This is a genomic window from Aquabacterium sp. (assembly GCF_041915145.1).
GTDB lineage: Bacteria > Pseudomonadota > Gammaproteobacteria > Burkholderiales > Burkholderiaceae_C > Aquabacterium.
Map to the genome: position 1 here is coordinate 24,477 of NZ_JAYSBZ010000026.1, position 17,731 is coordinate 42,207.

Annotated in this window: 17 protein-coding genes; 10 read left to right on the forward strand and 7 right to left on the reverse strand. The window is 67.6% G+C overall.

Going from position 1 to position 17,731, the window contains the following annotated elements; all coding sequences use genetic code 11:
* Positions 1–10 precede the first annotated feature (10 nt).
* The 3 genes from ACE3SS_RS06905 to ybiB all read left to right on the forward strand — a co-directional run bounded on the left by ACE3SS_RS06905 (position 11) and on the right by ybiB (position 3,680).
* Complete coding sequence (locus ACE3SS_RS06905) at positions 11–1,291, forward strand: HD-GYP domain-containing protein (RefSeq protein WP_374592430.1); 1,281 nt, start codon at positions 11–13, stop codon at positions 1,289–1,291.
* A gap of 104 nt (positions 1,292–1,395) precedes the next feature.
* Positions 1,396–2,649, forward strand: a complete 1,254-nt coding sequence (locus ACE3SS_RS06910) for a dicarboxylate/amino acid:cation symporter (RefSeq protein ID WP_374592431.1) — start codon at positions 1,396–1,398, stop codon at positions 2,647–2,649.
* A gap of 59 nt (positions 2,650–2,708) precedes the next feature.
* Positions 2,709–3,680 carry a DNA-binding protein YbiB gene (gene ybiB, locus ACE3SS_RS06915; protein ID WP_374592432.1) on the forward strand — a complete coding sequence of 324 codons (972 nt, stop codon included), beginning with the start codon at positions 2,709–2,711 and terminating at the stop codon, positions 3,678–3,680.
* Here ybiB and ACE3SS_RS06920 read toward each other — a convergent pair.
* The 7 genes from ACE3SS_RS06920 to rraA all read right to left on the reverse strand — a co-directional run bounded on the left by ACE3SS_RS06920 (position 3,655) and on the right by rraA (position 9,833).
* Positions 3,655–4,611 carry a DMT family transporter gene (locus ACE3SS_RS06920; RefSeq protein WP_374592433.1) on the reverse strand — a complete coding sequence of 319 codons (957 nt, stop codon included), beginning with the start codon at positions 4,609–4,611 and terminating at the stop codon, positions 3,655–3,657. The genes ybiB and ACE3SS_RS06920 overlap by 26 nt on opposite strands.
* Positions 4,608–6,398 (reverse strand): GspE/PulE family protein, encoded by a 1,791-nt coding sequence (locus tag ACE3SS_RS06925; RefSeq protein WP_374592434.1) that lies wholly within the window; start codon positions 6,396–6,398, stop codon positions 4,608–4,610. The genes ACE3SS_RS06920 and ACE3SS_RS06925 overlap by 4 nt, the downstream gene beginning before the upstream one ends.
* A gap of 61 nt (positions 6,399–6,459) precedes the next feature.
* Positions 6,460–7,245 carry a spermidine synthase gene (locus ACE3SS_RS06930; protein ID WP_374592435.1) on the reverse strand — a complete coding sequence of 262 codons (786 nt, stop codon included), beginning with the start codon at positions 7,243–7,245 and terminating at the stop codon, positions 6,460–6,462.
* Positions 7,246–7,269: 24 nt separating this feature from the next.
* Positions 7,270–7,794: a DNA-deoxyinosine glycosylase gene (locus tag ACE3SS_RS06935; protein ID WP_374592436.1), complete on the reverse strand. Its 525-nt coding sequence runs from the start codon at positions 7,792–7,794 to the stop codon at positions 7,270–7,272.
* On the reverse strand, positions 7,791–8,621 hold the full coding sequence (locus ACE3SS_RS06940) for a TatD family hydrolase (RefSeq protein ID WP_374592437.1): 831 nt from the start codon (positions 8,619–8,621) through the stop codon (positions 7,791–7,793). The genes ACE3SS_RS06935 and ACE3SS_RS06940 overlap by 4 nt, the downstream gene beginning before the upstream one ends.
* A gap of 28 nt (positions 8,622–8,649) precedes the next feature.
* Positions 8,650–9,339: a lipoprotein-releasing ABC transporter ATP-binding protein LolD gene (gene lolD, locus ACE3SS_RS06945; protein ID WP_374592438.1), complete on the reverse strand. Its 690-nt coding sequence runs from the start codon at positions 9,337–9,339 to the stop codon at positions 8,650–8,652.
* Positions 9,336–9,833, reverse strand: a complete 498-nt coding sequence (rraA, locus tag ACE3SS_RS06950; protein WP_374592439.1) for a ribonuclease E activity regulator RraA — start codon at positions 9,831–9,833, stop codon at positions 9,336–9,338. The genes lolD and rraA overlap by 4 nt, the downstream gene beginning before the upstream one ends.
* A gap of 221 nt (positions 9,834–10,054) precedes the next feature.
* Here rraA and ACE3SS_RS06955 point away from each other — a divergent pair, with 221 nt between their 5' ends.
* The 7 genes from ACE3SS_RS06955 to ACE3SS_RS06985 form a co-directional block, all read left to right on the forward strand.
* Complete coding sequence (locus ACE3SS_RS06955; protein WP_374592440.1) at positions 10,055–10,909, forward strand: phosphatase PAP2 family protein; 855 nt, start codon at positions 10,055–10,057, stop codon at positions 10,907–10,909.
* On the forward strand, positions 10,906–11,877 hold the full coding sequence (locus ACE3SS_RS06960) for a lysylphosphatidylglycerol synthase transmembrane domain-containing protein (protein WP_374592441.1): 972 nt from the start codon (positions 10,906–10,908) through the stop codon (positions 11,875–11,877). Before ACE3SS_RS06955 ends, ACE3SS_RS06960 begins: the two co-directional genes overlap by 4 nt.
* A 77-nt stretch (positions 11,878–11,954) precedes the next feature.
* Positions 11,955–12,998, forward strand: coding sequence for a glycosyltransferase family 2 protein (locus ACE3SS_RS06965; RefSeq protein ID WP_374592442.1), 1,044 nt, complete (start codon positions 11,955–11,957; stop codon positions 12,996–12,998).
* Positions 12,999–13,020: 22 nt separating this feature from the next.
* The gene (locus ACE3SS_RS06970) at positions 13,021–14,616 is read left to right on the forward strand and encodes an ArnT family glycosyltransferase (protein WP_374592443.1); all 1,596 of its coding nucleotides are present in this window, start codon (positions 13,021–13,023) and stop codon (positions 14,614–14,616) included.
* Entirely contained in the window at positions 14,613–16,154 is a 1,542-nt protein-coding gene (locus ACE3SS_RS06975; protein ID WP_374592444.1) for an ArnT family glycosyltransferase, read from the forward strand. The genes ACE3SS_RS06970 and ACE3SS_RS06975 overlap by 4 nt, the downstream gene beginning before the upstream one ends.
* Positions 16,141–16,857 carry a phosphatase PAP2 family protein gene (locus ACE3SS_RS06980; protein ID WP_374592445.1) on the forward strand — a complete coding sequence of 239 codons (717 nt, stop codon included), beginning with the start codon at positions 16,141–16,143 and terminating at the stop codon, positions 16,855–16,857. The genes ACE3SS_RS06975 and ACE3SS_RS06980 overlap by 14 nt, the downstream gene beginning before the upstream one ends.
* A gap of 72 nt (positions 16,858–16,929) precedes the next feature.
* Positions 16,930–17,731 (forward strand): PaaI family thioesterase (locus tag ACE3SS_RS06985; RefSeq protein ID WP_374592446.1); only part of this gene is annotated, 802 nt, incomplete at its 3' end.

Below are 17,731 nucleotides of genomic sequence, written 5' to 3' on the forward strand. Positions count from 1 at the left end.
GGGTGCTTCTGTGAATCAGCTCGCCGCGTCTGAACAATTCGTCTACGTCACGCCCGCCCAGCTGTGCATCGGGCTGTTCGTGCACCTGGATCTGCCCTGGACGGATCACCCGTTCACGTTTTCGAGCTTCAAGATCAAGAGCCTGGATCAGATCCACACCCTGCAATCGCTGGGGCTGGAGCAGATCCGCTACACCCCCGGCAAGAGCGACGGCTCTCCTTTGCCCGCCCCCGAATCGCCCCCGCCGACGGTCGCCTCCTCGCGCGCGCCGGACGACCCCGCCTTTGCCATCAAGCGCCAGCGACTCGATCAGCTGACCGCGCAGCGAGCCAAGATCAAGGCTTGCGAAGGCGCGTTGCTCAACAGCGCACGCACCGTCAAGTCGATCACCAAGAACCTGTTCGCCCGGCCAGCCGCCGCCCAGCAGCAGGCCGAGTCGCTCGTGCAGTCGATGGCCGCTTCGATGCTGGTCGATGCCGATATCGCCATCCATCTGATGGCCGACAAGGTGGGCGGCGAAGAGGTCTACGACCACGCGCTCAATGTGATGCTGCTGTCGATGATGCTGGCGCGCGAGCTGAAGGTGCCCGCCACGGCCATCAAGCAGCTGGGCCTGGGCGCGATCTTTCATGACGTGGGCACGCACGACTTGCCCGAGCGCGTCACGCGCAAGGGCGAGGTGCTGAGCAAGGCCGAGCAAGGCGTGTTTCAGCAGCATTCGGCCAGCGGCGTCGAGATCGGCAAAAAGCTCGGCTTGTCGGCCGAGGCGCTGCAAGTCATCCTGCAACACCATGAAGCGGTTGACGGCAGCGGCTACCCCAAGCGGCTCAAGGGCCCTCAAATCTCGCTGCTGGCCAAGATCGTGACGATCGCGTCCGACTACGACGACCTGTGCAACCCGGCCAACCCCGCCAAGGCTTTCACGCCTCACGAGGCCCTGTCGATCATGTATGGCCAGCAGCGCGTGCGCTACGACAACGCCGCGCTCATGACCTTCGTGCGCTGCATGGGCATCTACCCGCCCGGCACGATCGTGGTGCTGTCCAACGGCACCATCGGCATGGTCACCTCGGTCAACAGCACCCGCCCGCTCAAACCCAGCGTGCTGGTCTACGACCCCAACGTGCCCCGCGACGAGGCCATGCTGGTCGATCTTGAAAAAGAGCCCGACGTGGTGGTGAGCAAGACCATGCGCCCGCAGCAGCTCACCGACGAGATGCACGCCTACCTGGCGCCTCGCAAGCGCGTCACCTACTACTTCGACGCCGAGTCGCGCAAGCGCGGCTCTTGATCGCGCGACAACCGTGCAAAGCCGCCAAGCGTAAAGTTGCGGTCACGCGCCGGCCTGCCTGGCGCCGAACTTGGCTACCGCAACGACAACGATAGGCAATCACCATGAAGCGACTCACCAGTCACCTGTATTTCTGGGTCTTGATCGGCATCCTGATCGGCGGCCTGATCGGGTTCTTCGCGCCCAAGACGGGCGCCAGCCTCAAACCCCTGGGCGACGGCTTCATCGCACTGGTGAAGATGCTCATCAGCCCGGTGATCTTCTGCACCGTGGTGCTGGGCATTGCCGGCGCGGGCGACATGAAAAAGGTCGGTCGCGTGGGCGGCAAGGCGCTGTTGTACTTCGAGGTGGTGTCCACCTTCGCGCTGGGCGTGGGGCTGCTGGTGGTGCACATCCTCAAGCCGGGGCAAGGGTTCAACGTCGACCCCAAGACGCTGGACACCAAGGCCGTGGCCACCTACGCCAAGGCGGCATCCGAGCAGAGCACGGTCGACTTCGTGCTGCACATCATCCCCAAGACCTTCACCGATGCCTTCACGGGTTCGGGCGATCTGCTGCAGGTGCTGCTGCTCGCCGTGCTGTTCGGCTACGCGATGATGCACATGGGCAAGATGGGCCAGCCGGTGCACCAGTTCATCGAAGACATCTCGCACATCTTCTTCGCCATGATGGGCACGATCATGAAGCTCGCGCCCATCGGGGCTGGCGGGGCGATGGCCTTCACGATCGGCAAATACGGCCTGGCCGCGCTCAAGCCGCTGGCCTCGCTGATGGGCAGCTTCTACCTGACGTGCGCGCTGTTCGTGCTCGTCGTGCTGGGCACCATCGCGGCGCTCACGGGCTTCAACATCCTGCGCTTCATCGCCTACATCAAGGACGAGCTGCTGACCGTGCTCGGCACCTCGTCGTCGGAGTCGGCCCTGGTGCCGCTGATGGGCAAGCTCGAGGCCATGGGCTGCTCGAAGTCGGTGGTGGGGTTGGTGGTGCCCTCGGGCTACTCGTTCAACCTGGACGGCACCAACATCTACCTGACCATGGCGACGCTGTTCGTGGCGCAGGCGCTGAACATCGACCTCACCCCCACGCAAGAGCTCACCATCCTGGGCGTGGCGATGCTCACGTCGAAGGGCGCCTCGGGTGTCACCGGCGCGGGCTTCATCACCCTGGCGGCCACGCTGGCCGTGGTGCCGTCCATTCCGGTGGCGGGGCTGGCGCTGATCCTGGGCATCGACCGGTTCATGTCCGAAGCCCGCGCATTGACCAACTTCATCGGCAATGGCGTGGCCAGCGTCGTGGTGTCGAAATGGGAGCGCGAACTCGACAAGGACAAACTGCGACGGGCTTTGTCGGGTCGCTGACTCGGGTTTTCTTGGCGACGACAATCGCGGCTTGATCGTCTCATCCCGCCCCCTTGCCCATGGACACCGCCAACGCCCCGCCCCACGACGCCCGTACACCGATCAGCAGCTACATCAAGCTCATCGGCCGCGGCAAGGATGGCGCCCGTTCGCTCAGCGCCGATCAGGCGCACGAGCTGTTCGGCGCCGTGCTCGACAAATCGGCCAACGACTTGCAGATCGGGGCCTTCTTGCTGGCCATGCGCGTCAAGGGCGAAACCAACGACGAGCTGCTGGGCTTCGTGCGGGCTAGCGAAGAACGTTGTCTGCCCATCGACCTCGCCAAGCAGGCTCGCCCGGCCGTGGTGCTGCCCTCGCACAACGGCGCCCGCAAGCTGCCCAACTTCACCGCATTGCTGGCCGCGCTGCTGGCCCGCGAAGGCGTGCCGGTGCTGGTGCACGGCCCGCGCACCGACCCCGGCCGCGTCACCACGGCCCAGGTTTTCGAGGCGCTCGACTGGCCGCTCGCCGCCAGCGCGGCCGATGCGCAACAAGCCTGGTCCGCCCAGCGACCGGCCTTCATGCCGATCGACGTGCTGTGCCCCGCCATGAGCGCCCTGCTCGATGTACGCTGGACGATCGGCCTGCGCGGGCCCGGGCACACCGTGGTGAAGCTGATGTCGCCCTGCGTGGGCGGCCGCAGCCTGCGTGTGGTGAGTTACACCCACCCCGAATACGGCAAGGGCAACGCCGAGTATTTGCAGCACGCCGGGGTCGATGGCCTGTTGCTGCGTGGCACCGAAGGCGAGCCGGTGGCCGACCCGCGCCGCCAGCCGAAGCTCGATGTGTTCCTGGCCGGCCAGCAGCGCGACGATCTGTCGGTCGCTCCGCAAGAAGGCGTGCTCGCCACCCTGCCCGAGTTGCCCGACGGCTACGCCGCCGACACCACGGCCGGCTTCATCCAGGCCATCTTGCGCGGCGATCAAGCCGCCCCGGCACCGCTCTTGAAGCAGCTAGATTGCGTCCTCAAGACGCTGGACGCGATGCGCTGAGCGCGGTTCGCGAGCGGGCCAGCAAGGCCACGCCCGCCAGCACCAGCAAGGTGCCCGCGAGCATGGTGGCGGTGAACGGCTCGTGGAGCACCACCACGGCCAGCGCCAGGGTCGACATCGGCCCCACCATGCTGATCTGTGCCGTGGGCCCGGAGCCGATGAGCTCCATGGCGCGCATCACCATCCACATCGGCAGCAAGGTGCACAGCGTGGCGTTGACCACCGACCACTGCCACACCGCTGGCGGCAGGTGGGCCAAGTCTGAAACCGGACGCAGCAGCAGGTACTGCGCCACGCACAACCCGCAAGCCAGGCTGCTGGCCAGGCCGGTGAGGCGCAGCGAGCCGAAGCGCGCCACGGTTTCGCCGCTAAGCACCAGGTACACCGCATACGAAATGGCGCTGCCGAGCACCAGCGCGCCGCCCAGCGGCACCTGCGCCCCACGAACTTGCAGTGACGACGACGCCTCGCTGCCGAACGCCAGCAACACCCCGGCATAGCTCACGCCCAGCGCCAGCCATTGCATGCGATGGATGCGCCCCGTGCCCGTCTTGCGGCCGCGCACCATGCCGATCAGCAGCACGACCGTCGGGTAGACGTAGAGGATCAGGCGCTCCAGGCTGGCGCTGATGTATTGCAGCCCGGCAAAGTCGAGCATGCTGGCGAGGTAATAGCCCGTCACGCCGAGCACCGCCACGCGCAGCCAATCGTGCGTCGTCAAGGCCGGCTTGCCACGCCCCGACCACCACGCCATCAGCAAGAAGAACGGCCAGGCCAGTGCCATGCGCAAGCCCACGGCGGTGACCGCATCGATGCCCTGCCGGTACAGCAGCTTGGCCACGATCGCCTTGCCCGAAAAGGCCACGGCCCCGGCCAGCGCGAAGGCAAATCCGGCCGCACGGCGCGAGGGTGCCGCCGCCGCGGCGCTCACGTCTCCCACCGCGGGGTGGAGCGCAGCACCTCGTCCACCGTGGTCAAGCCTTCGGCCACTTTCATGACTCCGCTCAGGCGCAGCGGGCGCAGCCCGTCTTGCACGGCCTGACGACGCAGGCGCGGCGCATCGAGCGACGGCTGGAAGCACGACTGCACGGCCTCGTTCACATTGAGCAGCTCATACAGGCCCACCCGCCCCCGGAAGCCGGTCATGCGGCATTCGAGGCAGCCCACTGGCTTGTAGGGCTGGAAGCCGCCGGTCAGGCGCCACGGCTTGATGATCTCGGCCACTTGCTCGATCTTGAGTGCGTCGTCCGGCACCTTGCAGCTCGGGCACAGCGTACGCACCAGGCGCTGGGCCAGCACCCCGATCACCGTGGCGCCGATCAGGTAGTTGGGCACGCCGATATCGGTGAGCCGGGTGATGGCCGAAAGCGAGTCGTTGGTGTGCAGCGTCGAGAACACCAGGTGCCCGGTCAGCGAGGCCTGAATCGCCATCTCGGCGGTTTCCAGGTCGCGGATTTCACCGACCATGATGATGTCCGGGTCCTGCCGCATCAGGGCGCGCAGGCCTTCGGCGAAGTTCAGGTCGATGGCCGGCTGCACTTGGGTCTGGTTGAAGGCCGGCTCGATCATTTCGATCGGGTCTTCGACCGTGCAGACGTTCACCTCGTCGGTCGCCAGGCGCTTGAGCGTGGCGTAGAGCGTGGTGGTCTTGCCCGAGCCGGTGGGGCCGGTCACCAGGACGATGCCGTGCGGCTGCGTGACGAGCTGCTCCCAGCGCTGCGCATCGTGGGGCGCAAAGCCCAATGCGTCCATCGACTTGACCGCATTGCCCGGGTCGAAGATCCGCATCACCATCTTTTCGCCGAAGGCGGTCGGAATGGTGGACAAGCGCATTTCCACCTCGACGCCCTTGGGGTTGCGCGTCTTGATGCGGCCGTCTTGCGGGCGACGACGCTCGACCACGTCCATGCGGCCCAGCAGCTTGACGCGCGAAGTCATCGCGGCCATCACGGTCAGCGGCAGCTGGTAGACGGTGTGCATCACGCCGTCGATGCGAAAGCGGATGGCGCCCATGTCGCGGCGCGGTTCGAGGTGGATGTCGGATGCGCGCTGATCGAAGGCGTATTGCCACAGCCAATCGACCACCTGCACCACGCCCTGGTCGTTGGCGTCGAGCGGCCCCTTGGTCTTGCCCAGCTCCACCAACTGCTCGAAACTCGCCAAGCCGGTTGATTCACCGCTCTTTTGCGCGGCCCGCACCGAACGCGAGAGCGAGTAGAACTCGGTCGTGAAGCGCTGCAGCTCTTCAGGGCTGGACACCACCAGCTTGATGGTCTTGCGGGTGTGCGCCTCGATCTCGGGTACCCAGCTGCGGTCGAGCGGCTCGCTGGTCGCCACGGTGATCTCGTGGCTGCCCACCAGCACCGGCAAGGCGCGGCGGCGCTCGGCGTAGTTGATCGACATCACGTCGGCCACGCGGGCCACGTCCACCTTCAGCGGGTCGATGCGCAGATACGGCAACTGGCAGCGCTCGGCCAGCCATTTGGTGAGTATTTCGATATCGAGAGCCCCGCCGTTGCGGGCGTCGGTCAGGCCCGCCATGGCCAGCCGGATCAGGGGGTGCTGCGCGCTGGCGCCGGCCGAGTAGCGCTGTTTCAGGCGCGCCAACTCGGCGGCATCGACCAGGCCGTCTTCGCCCATCCAGGCCAGCAGGTAGGACATGTCGAGCTTGCCCGAGGGCAGCGCGGGGCGTTTGATCGGCTTGGCGTGGGCGGTCATGTAAGAACGGTTCAGCTTGTCGAAGACGAAGGTGGCACGAGTGTCCGCTGGCGCGGCGGAGTCAGATCTGCAGAGAACCCAGCAATTTGACCCATTTACGGGCCGGCAGGCCCAGCTCTCGCTCGATGGTATCGGCGCGTGCCGTCAACACGTCACGCTCCGGAAGTTCTTTACCTTTCCAGGCCACGACGATGGTGTTGCCCTCTTTCGTGGCCTTGAGCTGCGCCACCCGCTCGCCGAACACCTTGGCAATGCGCGCCGCGCTGTTGTCGAAGCTGGCGTTGCGGCCGAACAGGTTGACGGTCATCACGCCATCGTCCGCCAGCAGGCGGTAGCAGCCGGCGTAGAACGCGTCGTCGTCGAGCACCGGCGAGGCGGCGTCGTGGTCGTACAGATCGACGCACAAGGCATCGACGCTGCCGAAGTGGGCCGGCTCGTCAACGTAGGTGGCGGCATCCTGGTTGAGCACGGTCAGGCGCTCGTCGTCGAAGGGCAGGTGAAACCAGGCCCGGCACACGCCGATCACGGTGGGGTTGAGCTCGACCACCGTGGTGCGCGTGCGCAGCTTCTTGTGACAGAACCGCGTGATGGCGCCCGCGCCGAGCCCCAACTGCACCGCATGCGCGTTGCGCCACCCGGCCAGCGGGCGCCACAGCAGCCAGACCATCATGCGCTGCACGTATTCGAGCTCGATCTCATGCGGCTTGCGCACCCGCATGGCGCCTTGCACCCAGGGTGTGCCCAGATGCAGATAGCGCACGCCGCCCTCTTCCGAAATGGTCGCGTCTTCCCACGCCGGCTCGGTGGCGGGCTTCTTCTTGGTGGATGTGCTGCCTTTGCTGCTCATGCTGACTTCATTGGAGCGGCCGCACTAGGCGATGCCGCAGCGTTCAAAAACGTCGCGCCAGGCGGCGAGCTTGCGCTCGAAACTCCACGACGCGTTGGCGGGGCTGGTCGATGGCAAACGCAGCACCGGCACGCCCAAGGCCCGAGTGTGCCGCATGGCTCGCGCCGATTCGCCGCCGTTGTGGGCAACTGCCACCAACTGCGAGGCCCGCTCGCGCAGGCTGGCGAGGTCATTGAGCTCGGGGGATTCGATGGCGCTGTCGAGACTGCCCTCGCGCTTGCAGGCGGCGTAGACGTCCCAGATGCCCAGGCCGCGACGGCGCACCTCGTCCAGCCGCTCGGCATAGGGCTGGGCGCGCAGATCGACCCCCCACAACGCCGACAGGATCGGCCAGAACTGGTTGCGCGGGTGGGCGTAGTACTGCCCCGCCGCCAGCGATGCGACGCTCGGGAAGCTGCCCAGCACGATGAGCCGGGTGTGCGGCGCCAGTACCGGCGGCAGCCCCTGGAGCCGCCCGGCCGGATCGGGCACGCGCAAGTCCGTGCTCATGGCGTAGCCGGCAAGGCGGCCAGACGCGGCAATGCGGCCCGCGCGTTGGCTGCGGTGGCGCGCGCCAGTTCTTCGACGCTGATGCCGCGCAAGGCGGCCAGCTCCGCCGCGATGCGGGGCAGCTCGGCCGGCTCGTTGCGGCTGCGCTCGCCCGCGGCGCGCTGCTCGGCCGTCTTGTAGAGCCAGTGCGGCGGGATGTCCGGCGCATCGGTTTCGAGCACGATGGCGTCGAGCGGCAACGTGGCCGCCAGGCGACGGATCTGCAAGGCGCGGTCGAAGGTGAGCGCCCCGCCGAACCCCAGCTTGAAGCCGAGATCGAGAAAGGCTTGCGCCTGCTGTTCGCTGCCATTGAAAGCATGCGCGATGCCCCCCACCACGGGCACCCGCCGCAGCGCCTTGAGCAAGGCATCGGCGCTGCGCCGCACGTGCAGGATCACCGGCAGGCCGGCCGTCTGGGCCAAGCTGAGTTGCGCCAGATAGAAGCGCTCTTGCCGCACCGGGTCGAGCCCGGGCACGAAGAAATCGAGCCCGATCTCGCCCACGGCCACCAGATGCGGGTCGTCGCGCCCCTCGGCCAGCGCCTGTTGCACGGCTTGCAGCGCATCGTCGGGCGATTGATCGACGTACAGCGGATGCACGCCCACCGCATAGGCCAGGCCGTGCTGATGCGCCAGCGATCGCACCGCGCCGAAGTGCGGCGCCAGCACCGCCGGCAACACCAGCTGCGCGACGCCCGCTTGCCGAGCCCGTGTCAGCACGGCGTCTCGGTCGGCATCGAACTCGGGGGCGTCGAGGTGGCAGTGGGTGTCGATCCAGCTTATCGACATCGGCAGCTCCGGGGTGCGGCTTGCGCCGTCAGGCCAGCTGGCCCAGCACCAGATGCAGTTGCCGGTGGCAGCGCATCGCCAGGGTTTCGTCGTGCGTCACCATCACGAAGGCGGTGCCCTGTGCCCGGGCCAGGTCGAGCATCAAGGCGAACACGTTGTCGGCCGTGTGGCGGTCGAGGTTGCCGGTGGGCTCGTCGGCCAGCACGCAGGCCGGCTGCGTCACCAGGGCCCGCGCCACCGCCACCCGCTGGCGCTCGCCGCCCGACAGCTCGGCCGGCCGGTGCGCCGTGCGCGCGCCCAAGCCCACGGCTTCGAGCATCTTGCGCGCCTGCTCGTGGGCCGCGTCGATGGGCTGGCGCCGAATCAGCAGCGGCATGGCGACGTTGTCGAGCGCGCTGAACTCGGGCAGCAAGTGGTGAAACTGGTAGATGAAACCCAGATGCTGGTTGCGCCAGGCGCCCAGCTCGGCCGCGCCGAAATCGGCCAGCTTGCGCCCCATGAGCTCGACCGAGCCGGAGCTGGGCGCTTCCAGCCCGCCCAACAGGTGCAGCAGCGTGCTCTTGCCCGAGCCCGAGGCGCCCACGATGGCCAGCGCCTCCCCGCGATCCACGGCCAGGTCAACGCCTTGCAGCACCGCCACGTCGAGCGGCCCCTCGGTGAATCGCTTGTGCAGGCCCTGGGCCCGCAAGATCGGCGCGTTCACGCCCGCAGGGCTCATGCGGCGGGCTCGTCCATGACGACGATGCCATCTTCATCGGCGTAGAGCCAATCGCCCGGCCGCACCCACACGCCCTGAATCTGCACGGCCACGTCGCGCTGGCCTTCATTGCGCTTTTCAGTCGGCAGCGGCATTGACGCCAGCGCCCGGATGCCGACGTCGCAATCGGCGAGCTCGGCCACGTCGCGCACGCAGCCATCGACCACCACGCCAGCCCAGCCATTCTTGGCTGCGGCCTTGCCCAGGTTGCCGCCCACCAGCGCGCGGCGCAGCGAAGCACCGCCATCGACCACCAGCACGCGGCCGTTGCCCGGCGAATCAACGGCAGCCTTGACAAGGGAGTTGTCCTCGAAGCATTTCACCGTGCTGACCGGGCCGGCGAACTTGACGCGCTTGCCGAAGTCACGAAACACCGGCGGCAGCACGCGAAAGCGGCCGTCGGTGTCGTTCTTGCGTGCATCACACAGGTCGCAGGTGACGAATTCTTGAGTCATGTCTGGGCTCCGGATTCAAAAAAATATGCAGGCGCGATTGTGACCGCTTCCACAGCCCGGCCAGGCACCAGCGAAGGCGATCGTGCGCCCGACTTCGGCGCAAGCCTGGTGCAGACCTTCGCACGGCCTTATCGTTTACCATTTCAGGTTGCCTTTTTGCCGGTGACGGCTCCGGATTGGAGCCGCCCCATCCGTGCTCCGGCTTGCCTGACCGCGCCCTCATGTCCTCAGCGCCCCAACCCGCACCATCACCATTCGTTTCCGCATCGACGGCACTGCTGCTGGCCGTGCTGGCGTGCCTGCTGGGGGCGCTGGCCTGGGTGGAGTCTCACAATCTGAACCAGCCCCTGATGCTGGGGCTCAACCACCTGCTGAATGCCCAAGCGCCCGGGCAGCCGGTTGCCCCCCTGGCGAGCGCCTGGTGGTCGGGCATCACCGTGATGGGGCTGGGGCTGAGCATGTTTCTGGTGTTCGGCATCTGGGCCGAGCGGCAACCCGGCTGGATGGCGGCCTATCTGTTGTGCCTGCTGATTGGCGGGCTGCTGGTTCATCTGGTCAAGCACGCCATCGATGCCCCGCGCCCGCCTGCGGTGCTGTCGCTCAGTGAACTGCACGTGATCGGCAGCGTGCTGCGCACCCGGTCGATGCCGTCCGGCCACTCGGCCAGCGCGTTTGCCTTCGCCGCGGTGATGCTGCTGTCGCCCAACCCGTGGTCGCTGCGCCGACTGCTGCTGGTGCCCGTGCTGGTGGCGGCGACGCTGATTGCTCTGTCGCGCATCGCGGTAGGCGCGCACTGGCCGCTCGACGTACTGGTGGGCAGCGCGCTGGGTTGGGTCTTCGGCGGCATGAGCGTGGCCCTGGCCGCCACCAGTGGCTTGACACGCTGGTGCGCCTCGCGGCCCGGCCGTTGGGTGCTGACCCTGACCTGGTTCGGCGCGGGGTTGGCGATGTGCACGCAGCAGACCGGCTACCCGCAAGCCGTGCCGCTGCAATGGGCGCTGGGGCTGGCCTGCGCTGCCGGCGCGCTGTGGCGTGCTCACCGCCTGTGGGCGCAACGAGGAGCGCCCGCGGCATGAAGCGCGCCTCCCGCCTCATCAAACAGACCATTGGCTGGGCCCTGGGGTTGGGCCTGCTGGGCTGGCTGCTGCACAAGTTGCCGCTCGCCGCCTTGCCCGAAACCCTGACTCGCATCGACCCGATGGTGTGGGCGCAAACCCTGGCGGGCCTGCTGCTGAGCTACGCCTTGCGCGCCTCGCGCATGCAGGTGGTGATGGCGCCCGCGCCGCGCCGGCTGATCGCTGGCAAGGGCGTGTGGCGCGTCATGCTGATGTACAACGCCGCGCTCAACCTGCTGCCGTTTCGCGGCGGCGAGCTGAGCTTTCCGTGGTTCGCGGCGCGCGAGCTCGGCCTGACCACCGCCCATTCGGTGGCCGCATGGCTGTGGATGCGTATTCAGGACGTCGCCGTGCTTGCCTTGCTGGGCGTGCTGGCCTGGCCTGGCTTCACGCTGACGCACCGGCTTGGCCTGGTCGCCCTGTGGTTGGCTGGCGCGCTGCTGATGCGCCCCGTGGCGCATTGGATCTTCGGCCGACTGCTGCCCGCACGAGCCGAGGACGACCCGCGTCGCTGGGTTCAATTTGCCGCCCGGCTGCGCCTGGCGCTTGAAGACCCCACGCACCACCATCCGCTGTCATGGGTCTACACGCTGGGCAACTGGCTGGTGAAGCTGGCCGCCGGCGCGGTGCTCATCTCGGCCGCCTGCGGCAGTTCGTTCGCCGTTGCCTGGGCGGGCGCCCTGGGCGGCGAGCTGGTGGTGATCCTGCCGGTGCAGGGCCCTGCCGGGTTCGGTACCTACGAAGCCGGTGTGGCGGCGGGCATGGCCTGGCTGGGCGGCTCGCATGCGGTCGCGCCCCAGGCCGCCGCCCTGGCCGCGCTGTGCTGGCACGTCACCATGCTGGCGGTGTCCACCCTGAGCGGCATGGCCGCCGGCTTGCGTCCGGGGCAGCTGAATCTGGCTCCGCCGCCCGACGAGGCCAGTCGCTGAGACAATCGAAGGTTCGCGCCGCGCCACAGTCGGCCATGAACCGACTCCCCAAGCATTCAACATTGCACGATAGACCTATGGCTACCACCTCCGACCTCGACAACTACACCATGCCCACCAGCATACCGCCGCACCGACTGTCGGTTGTGGTGCCGATGTACAACGAGGTCGAGAACGCCGAAGCCATGGTCGATGCCGTGCAGAACGCGCTGGCCAACTACCCCTGCGAGTGGGAGCTCGTGGTGGTGGACGACGGCAGCCTCGACGGCACGGTGCCCGCGCTGCAAAAGGCCGCCAAGCGCATCGGCCCGCATATCCGCGTCATCCCGTTGTGGCGCAACTTCCGCCAGACGGCGGCCATGCAGGCCGGCATCGATGCCGCCCGTGGCGACGTGATCGTGACGCTCGACGGCGATCTGCAGAACGACCCACGCGACATTCCCAAGCTGGTCGACCGCCTGCTGCGCGACGATCTCGATCTCGTCGCCGGCTGGCGCAAGGACCGGCAGGACGGCATGTTCCTGCGCAAGATCCCGTCGCGCATCGCCAACCGCCTGATCCGCCGCATCACCGAGCTGCCGTTCCAAGACCTGGGCTGCAGCCTCAAGGCCTACCGTGCCGAAGTGCTCAAGCGCATCCGTCTGTACGGCGAAATGCACCGCTTCATTCCGGGCTGGATGGCCACTGTCACCTCGCCGGCCCGCATGGCCGAAGAACCCGTGCGCCACCACGCCCGCGTGGCTGGTGCCTCGAAGTACGGCATCTCGCGCACCTTCCGGGTGATCGTCGATCTGCTGGCGATGCACTTCTTCTTGCGCTATGCCTCGCGCCCAGGGCACTTCTTCGGCGGCCTGGGTCTGGCGCTGGGCTCGGTCGGCAGTCTGATCCTCACCTACCTGCTGGGCGAAAAGATCATGGGGCACAGCATTGGCGGCCGCCCGTTGCTCTGGTTGGGCTTTCTGTTCGTGCTGGGCGGGCTGCAGTTCCTGACCACTGGCGTGCTGGCCGAACTGTTGATCCGTATCTACTACGCACCCAAGTCGGTGGACCCGGCAGCGTCGTATCACACGGCCGAAACCGAGCACATTGCGGCCAACGAAGCCTGGCATCACAAAGGCTGATCACGGGTCTGGCGTGCAAGACATGAATCTCGCGAATCCCACGCCGCGCCGCCTGGGCTGGGCCGACGCGCTGTTCGCCCTGGCCGTGGTCGCCGCGCTGTTCTTGCGGCTGGGCGGCGCGCCGCTGTTCGATGTGGATGAAGGCGCTTTCAGCGAAGCCACGCGCGAGATGATCGCCCACCACGACTGGGGCTTCACCACGCTCAATGGCGTGCCGCGTTTCGACAAGCCCATCCTGGTCTACTGGCTGCAGGCCGTGAGCGTGTCGGCGCTGGGCGTGAGCGAAGTGGCGTTCCGCCTGCCTTCCGCCCTGTGCGCGGCCGTCTGGGCTTTTTCGGTCTGGGGATTCGCGCGGGCTCGTCTCGGTGCCCGCGCCGGTCGCATGGCCGGCCTCGTCCTGGCGACCAGCCTGGGTGTGCTGGCCATTGGTCGATCAGCCACGGCCGATAGCCTGCTGAACACCTTGATGTGCCTGTCGATGCTCGACCTGTGGCGCTATCTCGAACGCGGCGCCGAAGGCGGCGGTCTGCCGGCCTTGCGCCGCACTTATGTGTGGGTCGCGCTCGGCATCCTGACCAAAGGCCCGGTGGCCGTGCTGATCCCGGGCTCAGTGGGGGCGCTGTACTGCCTGAGTAGCGGCCAATGGCCCAAGCTGCGCCGCGCCGCGCTCGACCTGCCCGGCTGGGCGCTGCTGATTGCCATCGCGGCGCCCTGGTACGCCTACGCGCTGCACCGTCATGGCATGGACTTCGTCAACGGCTTCCTACTCAAGCACAACGTGTCGCGCTACACCTCGTCGCTCGAAGGGCACAAGGGCAGTCCGTTCTACTACTTCGTGCTCGGCCCGGTGCTCTGGCTGCCGTGGTCGGGCTTGCTGCCTGCACTGCTGGCGCGCGTCCGCACCCACTGGGCACAGCCGCTGGGCCGATTCTTGTGGATCTGGGCCGTGTTCGTGCTGGCCTTCTTCTCGCTCTCGGGCACCAAGCTGCCGCATTACGTGCTGTATGGCAGCTCGCCGGTCTTCATCGGGTTGGCCAGCGTGGCGGCTGATCGCTACGCGGGCACCTTGCTGCGCATCTCGCGCGGGCTGGTTCTGCTGCTGATCGCCGCGTTGTTGCTGAGTCTGCCCTGGGCGCCGCAGCTGATGCAGTCGCTCGCGCAAGGTGGGCGCATCGCCGACCCGTTCTACCGCGAGCTGGCGCTGGGTGCGGCCGCTGCGGCCCCTCAGCTGTGGCCGATCCTCGCCGGGCTGGCCTTTGTGGTCTGGCTGATGGTGCTGCTGCGCTGGCGGCAGTTCATGCCCGCGGCGGCCTTGGGTGGCGCCTTGTCGGCGCTGCTGGTGGTGGGTTGCTTCACGCCTTGGTTGGGCGAGGTCTTGCAAGGCCCGATCAAGCACGCGGCTGAATTTGCTCGCACTCGCCCGGAGCCGGCTGTTCAATGGCTGCTGCACCAACCGAGCTTCAGCGTCTACCGTGAAGCCGAGACCCCCCTGGCCGACCCCATGCCCGGTCAGTTGGCCCTGACGCGCGCAGACCGCCTGGCGCGCAAGTCTTGTCCGGATTGCACGACGCTGTTTTCCGAGCGTGGTGTGCTGCTCGTCAAGCGCGAGGCACCATGAGCCAGCCGTTCAATCAACCGGCACAGCGCAATCTGCTGGACTCGTGGCGCGTGGTGGCCGCGCTGGCGCTTGTGCTCACGCTCTACCGCGCCTGGCTGATCAACCACATCGGCTTCACCGTGTTCTACGACGAGGCGCAGTATTGGGACTGGTCTCGTCAATTGGCCTGGGGCTACTACTCCAAGCCGCCGATGATCGCCGCGCTCATCTGGGTCACCATCCACCTGGGCGGCGACAGCATGCTGGCCATCAAGCTCAGCTCGACCTTGCTCTACCCCCTGACGGCGCTGTTCGTCGGGCTGCTGGCCCGCGCGCTCCACCCCCGCGCCGGCACCACGGCGGCAGTGCTGTTCCTGTGTCTGCCGCTCACCGGCATCCTCAGCTTGTTCACCAGCACCGACGCGCCGCTGCTGTTGTTCTGGAGCGCCGCCGCGTTCACGTTGTGGCAGGCCCAGACCACCGACCGCCTTGGCTGGTGGATCGCGCTGGGCGTAGCCTGCGGGCTCGGTTTGCTGTCCAAGTACACGATGGCGGCCTTTGGCGCGAGCGCGCTGCTGGCGTTGTGGTGGGTGCCGGGCCCGCGACGCGGCCTGCGGCGCATCGGGCCGTGGGTCAGCGTGGTCATCGCCCTCGCCTGGCTGGCCCCCAATCTGGCCTGGAACGCCGCGCACGACTTCCCGACGCTCAAGCACACCGCTGACATCACCACCCGCGCCCACCGGGCCGGCGGTGTGCGCGAGGCCGTCGAATTTCTGCTCGGCCAGACCTTGCTGCTCGGACCCCTTGGCGCCTGGTGGGCTTGGCGTGGTCTGCGCCACGTCGGCCGCCAGCATCCCGCGCAAGATGTCGCCGGCACGCCGCCTGGCACCCGCCTCTACCTGCTGGTACTCACGCTGCCCCTGCTGATGCTGGCCGTGGCCCAGGCCTACAAGGCGCATGCCCATCTCAATTGGGCAGCGCCCGCTCATGTCGGCAGCGTGGTGCTCATGGCGTTGGCGCTGCACCAGGCATCCGGACAACGTCGGCAACGTGCCGTCAACTGGGTGCTCATCAGCAACCTGGTGCTGGTGGGCCTCGTCACCCACGCCAGCGACCTCGCCCATCTGACCAGCCGCCCCCTGCCGGCCAAGCTGGACGCCTTCGCCCGCATGCGTGGCTGGGATCGCGCCTTTGAGCAAGTGCGCCAAGGCGTGCCAGCGTTGAGCCACCCAGGGCAGCCGATGCCGACCGTGCTCGCAGAAGACCGCGTGCTGCTGGCGCAGTCGGCCTACCAGTGGCGCGATCTCGACGTGCACCCCGTGGCCTGGAACCCGCGCGGCGGCATGGAAGACCATTACGAGTTGACTACCCGTCTGCAAGCGAAAGCAGGCGGCCAATGGTTGCTGCTGACGCAAACCGACACCACCGCCGCGCCGATCCTGGCGCGCTTCGAGCACCACGCCGCCGTGGCCCAGGCCCGCGTCGAAGTGGACCCTGGTCGCTATATCGAGCTGCATGCCTATTTGCTGTCGGGCTTCATGGGCTATGCCAAACCCTGAGCACAACACCACGGTAGCGCCGGCCTGGACGCTGCACGATCGCCTCACCGCCCTGACGCTACTGGCATGCATCGCGTGGTTCGTGGCCGAGCCCGACACGGACCTGCGCGTCTCGCAATGGTTCTACACACCGGGCGCTGGTTTCACCTGGGCGCAGCATCCGGTGGTGCTCTGGATGTACGACTGGACGCCCTGGATCGGCCGGGCACTGGTCGTCGTGCTAGCCGGCATCGCGCTGCGAGGACGACTCAACCCCGCCGCCGTTCGCCCTGCCACCCGCCGCATGGCCGTGGTGGCACTGAGCGCAGCCTTGCTGGGGCCAGGCCTGATCGTTGAAGTCGGCCTCAAGCCCTATTGGCAACGCCCGCGCCCGGTGCAAGTTCAGAGCTTTGGTGGTGACCAGCCCTACCGTGCCCCGTTCCGCTACTGCGCGCCGTGCACCAGCCATCACTCATTCGTCAGCAGCCACGCGGCCAACGGCTACTTCTTGCTGGCATTGGGCTTGACCGCCCCACCCGCCCGACGCCGCCGCTGGTTTGCCGCAGGCTTGGTGGCCGGATCGGTCATCGGTTTGGGTCGCATGGCCCAGGGCGGGCACTTCTTGAGCGACGTGGTCTTCGCCTTCTTCGTGGTGTGGCTCAGCGGCCAACTGGTACTGACTTGGCGGCAGCGAGCCCATCGGGGCCGTTCGCCAACGGCATGAGCCCCCGCGCGGCTCAAGACGCCGCACAATATCCGCTGCTGCTCATCTTCCCCCTTGGGTATCGCATCCACCATGACTGACACCAAGCAGGCCCCCACTGATCACTGGATTCAGCGCTTTCACTCCATCATCCCCTTCGTCAACGCCTCGGGCATGGAGATGCGCGGCTACCAACCAGCCATGGCCACGCTGGTGCTGCCCCCGCGCCCCGATTGGACGGGCGACACGCAACACCATCTGATCCACCCGGGTTGTCTGAGCGTGCTGGCCGACTCGGCCTGCGGCTCCGCCGTGGCGATGGCGCTCGACGCACCGGAGCCTTTCGCCACGCTCGACCTGCGCATGGACTACCTGCGCCCCGCCCCGGCGGGCCACGAGCTGATCTGCCGGGCCGAGTGCCACCGGCTGTCGCGCAGCGTGGCCTTCGTGCGCGGCGATCTGCATCAGGCCGGGCACGATGAACCCGTGGCGACCGTGCACGCGGCCTTCATGCGCGCCACGGCCAAGGGAGCACGCGAGCCCGGCGCCGACAAGACGTCTGCCGCCTCGACATGGTCGCCCCCCCGCGAAGGCGACACCCCTGCACTGCCCACCGGGCGCTCGCCGTATGTGGATTTCCTGGGTGTGCGCTGCATGCCGCGCAGCAACAACTCGCCGCTGTTCAAGCTGCCGTTCCGCCCCGATCTGATCGGCAATCCGATGTTGCCAGCCTTGCACGGCGGCGTATTGGCCGGGTTCGCCGAAACTGCGGCGGTGCTGCATCTGGCGGCCATTGCTGAAGTCGACCCCTACACGGGCCAGGCACCCCGGGGTGTGGACTTCTCGATCGACTACCTGCGCTCGGCCAAGCCGATCGACACCTACGCCGGCTGCA

Excerpts from the sequence above, each read along its gene's own strand:
- ACE3SS_RS06940 (WP_374592437.1), bottom strand. The coding sequence starts at position 8,621 with ATGTCGATAAGCTGGATCGACACCCACTGCCACCTCGACGCCCCCGAG.
- lolD (WP_374592438.1), bottom strand. The coding sequence starts at position 9,339 with ATGAGCCCTGCGGGCGTGAACGCGCCGATCTTGCGGGCCCAGGGCCTG.
- rraA (WP_374592439.1), bottom strand. The coding sequence starts at position 9,833 with ATGACTCAAGAATTCGTCACCTGCGACCTGTGTGATGCACGCAAGAAC.
- ACE3SS_RS06910 (WP_374592431.1), top strand. The coding sequence starts at position 1,396 with ATGAAGCGACTCACCAGTCACCTGTATTTCTGGGTCTTGATCGGCATC.
- ACE3SS_RS06925 (WP_374592434.1), bottom strand. The coding sequence starts at position 6,398 with ATGACCGCCCACGCCAAGCCGATCAAACGCCCCGCGCTGCCCTCGGGC.
- ybiB (WP_374592432.1), top strand. The coding sequence starts at position 2,709 with ATGGACACCGCCAACGCCCCGCCCCACGACGCCCGTACACCGATCAGC.
- ACE3SS_RS06930 (WP_374592435.1), bottom strand. The coding sequence starts at position 7,245 with ATGAGCAGCAAAGGCAGCACATCCACCAAGAAGAAGCCCGCCACCGAG.
- ACE3SS_RS06955 (WP_374592440.1), top strand. The coding sequence starts at position 10,055 with ATGTCCTCAGCGCCCCAACCCGCACCATCACCATTCGTTTCCGCATCG.
- ACE3SS_RS06965 (WP_374592442.1), top strand. The coding sequence starts at position 11,955 with ATGGCTACCACCTCCGACCTCGACAACTACACCATGCCCACCAGCATA.
- ACE3SS_RS06935 (WP_374592436.1), bottom strand. The coding sequence starts at position 7,794 with ATGAGCACGGACTTGCGCGTGCCCGATCCGGCCGGGCGGCTCCAGGGG.
- ACE3SS_RS06960 (WP_374592441.1), top strand. The coding sequence starts at position 10,906 with ATGAAGCGCGCCTCCCGCCTCATCAAACAGACCATTGGCTGGGCCCTG.
- ACE3SS_RS06975 (WP_374592444.1), top strand. The coding sequence starts at position 14,613 with ATGAGCCAGCCGTTCAATCAACCGGCACAGCGCAATCTGCTGGACTCG.
- ACE3SS_RS06970 (WP_374592443.1), top strand. The coding sequence starts at position 13,021 with ATGAATCTCGCGAATCCCACGCCGCGCCGCCTGGGCTGGGCCGACGCG.
- ACE3SS_RS06980 (WP_374592445.1), top strand. The coding sequence starts at position 16,141 with ATGCCAAACCCTGAGCACAACACCACGGTAGCGCCGGCCTGGACGCTG.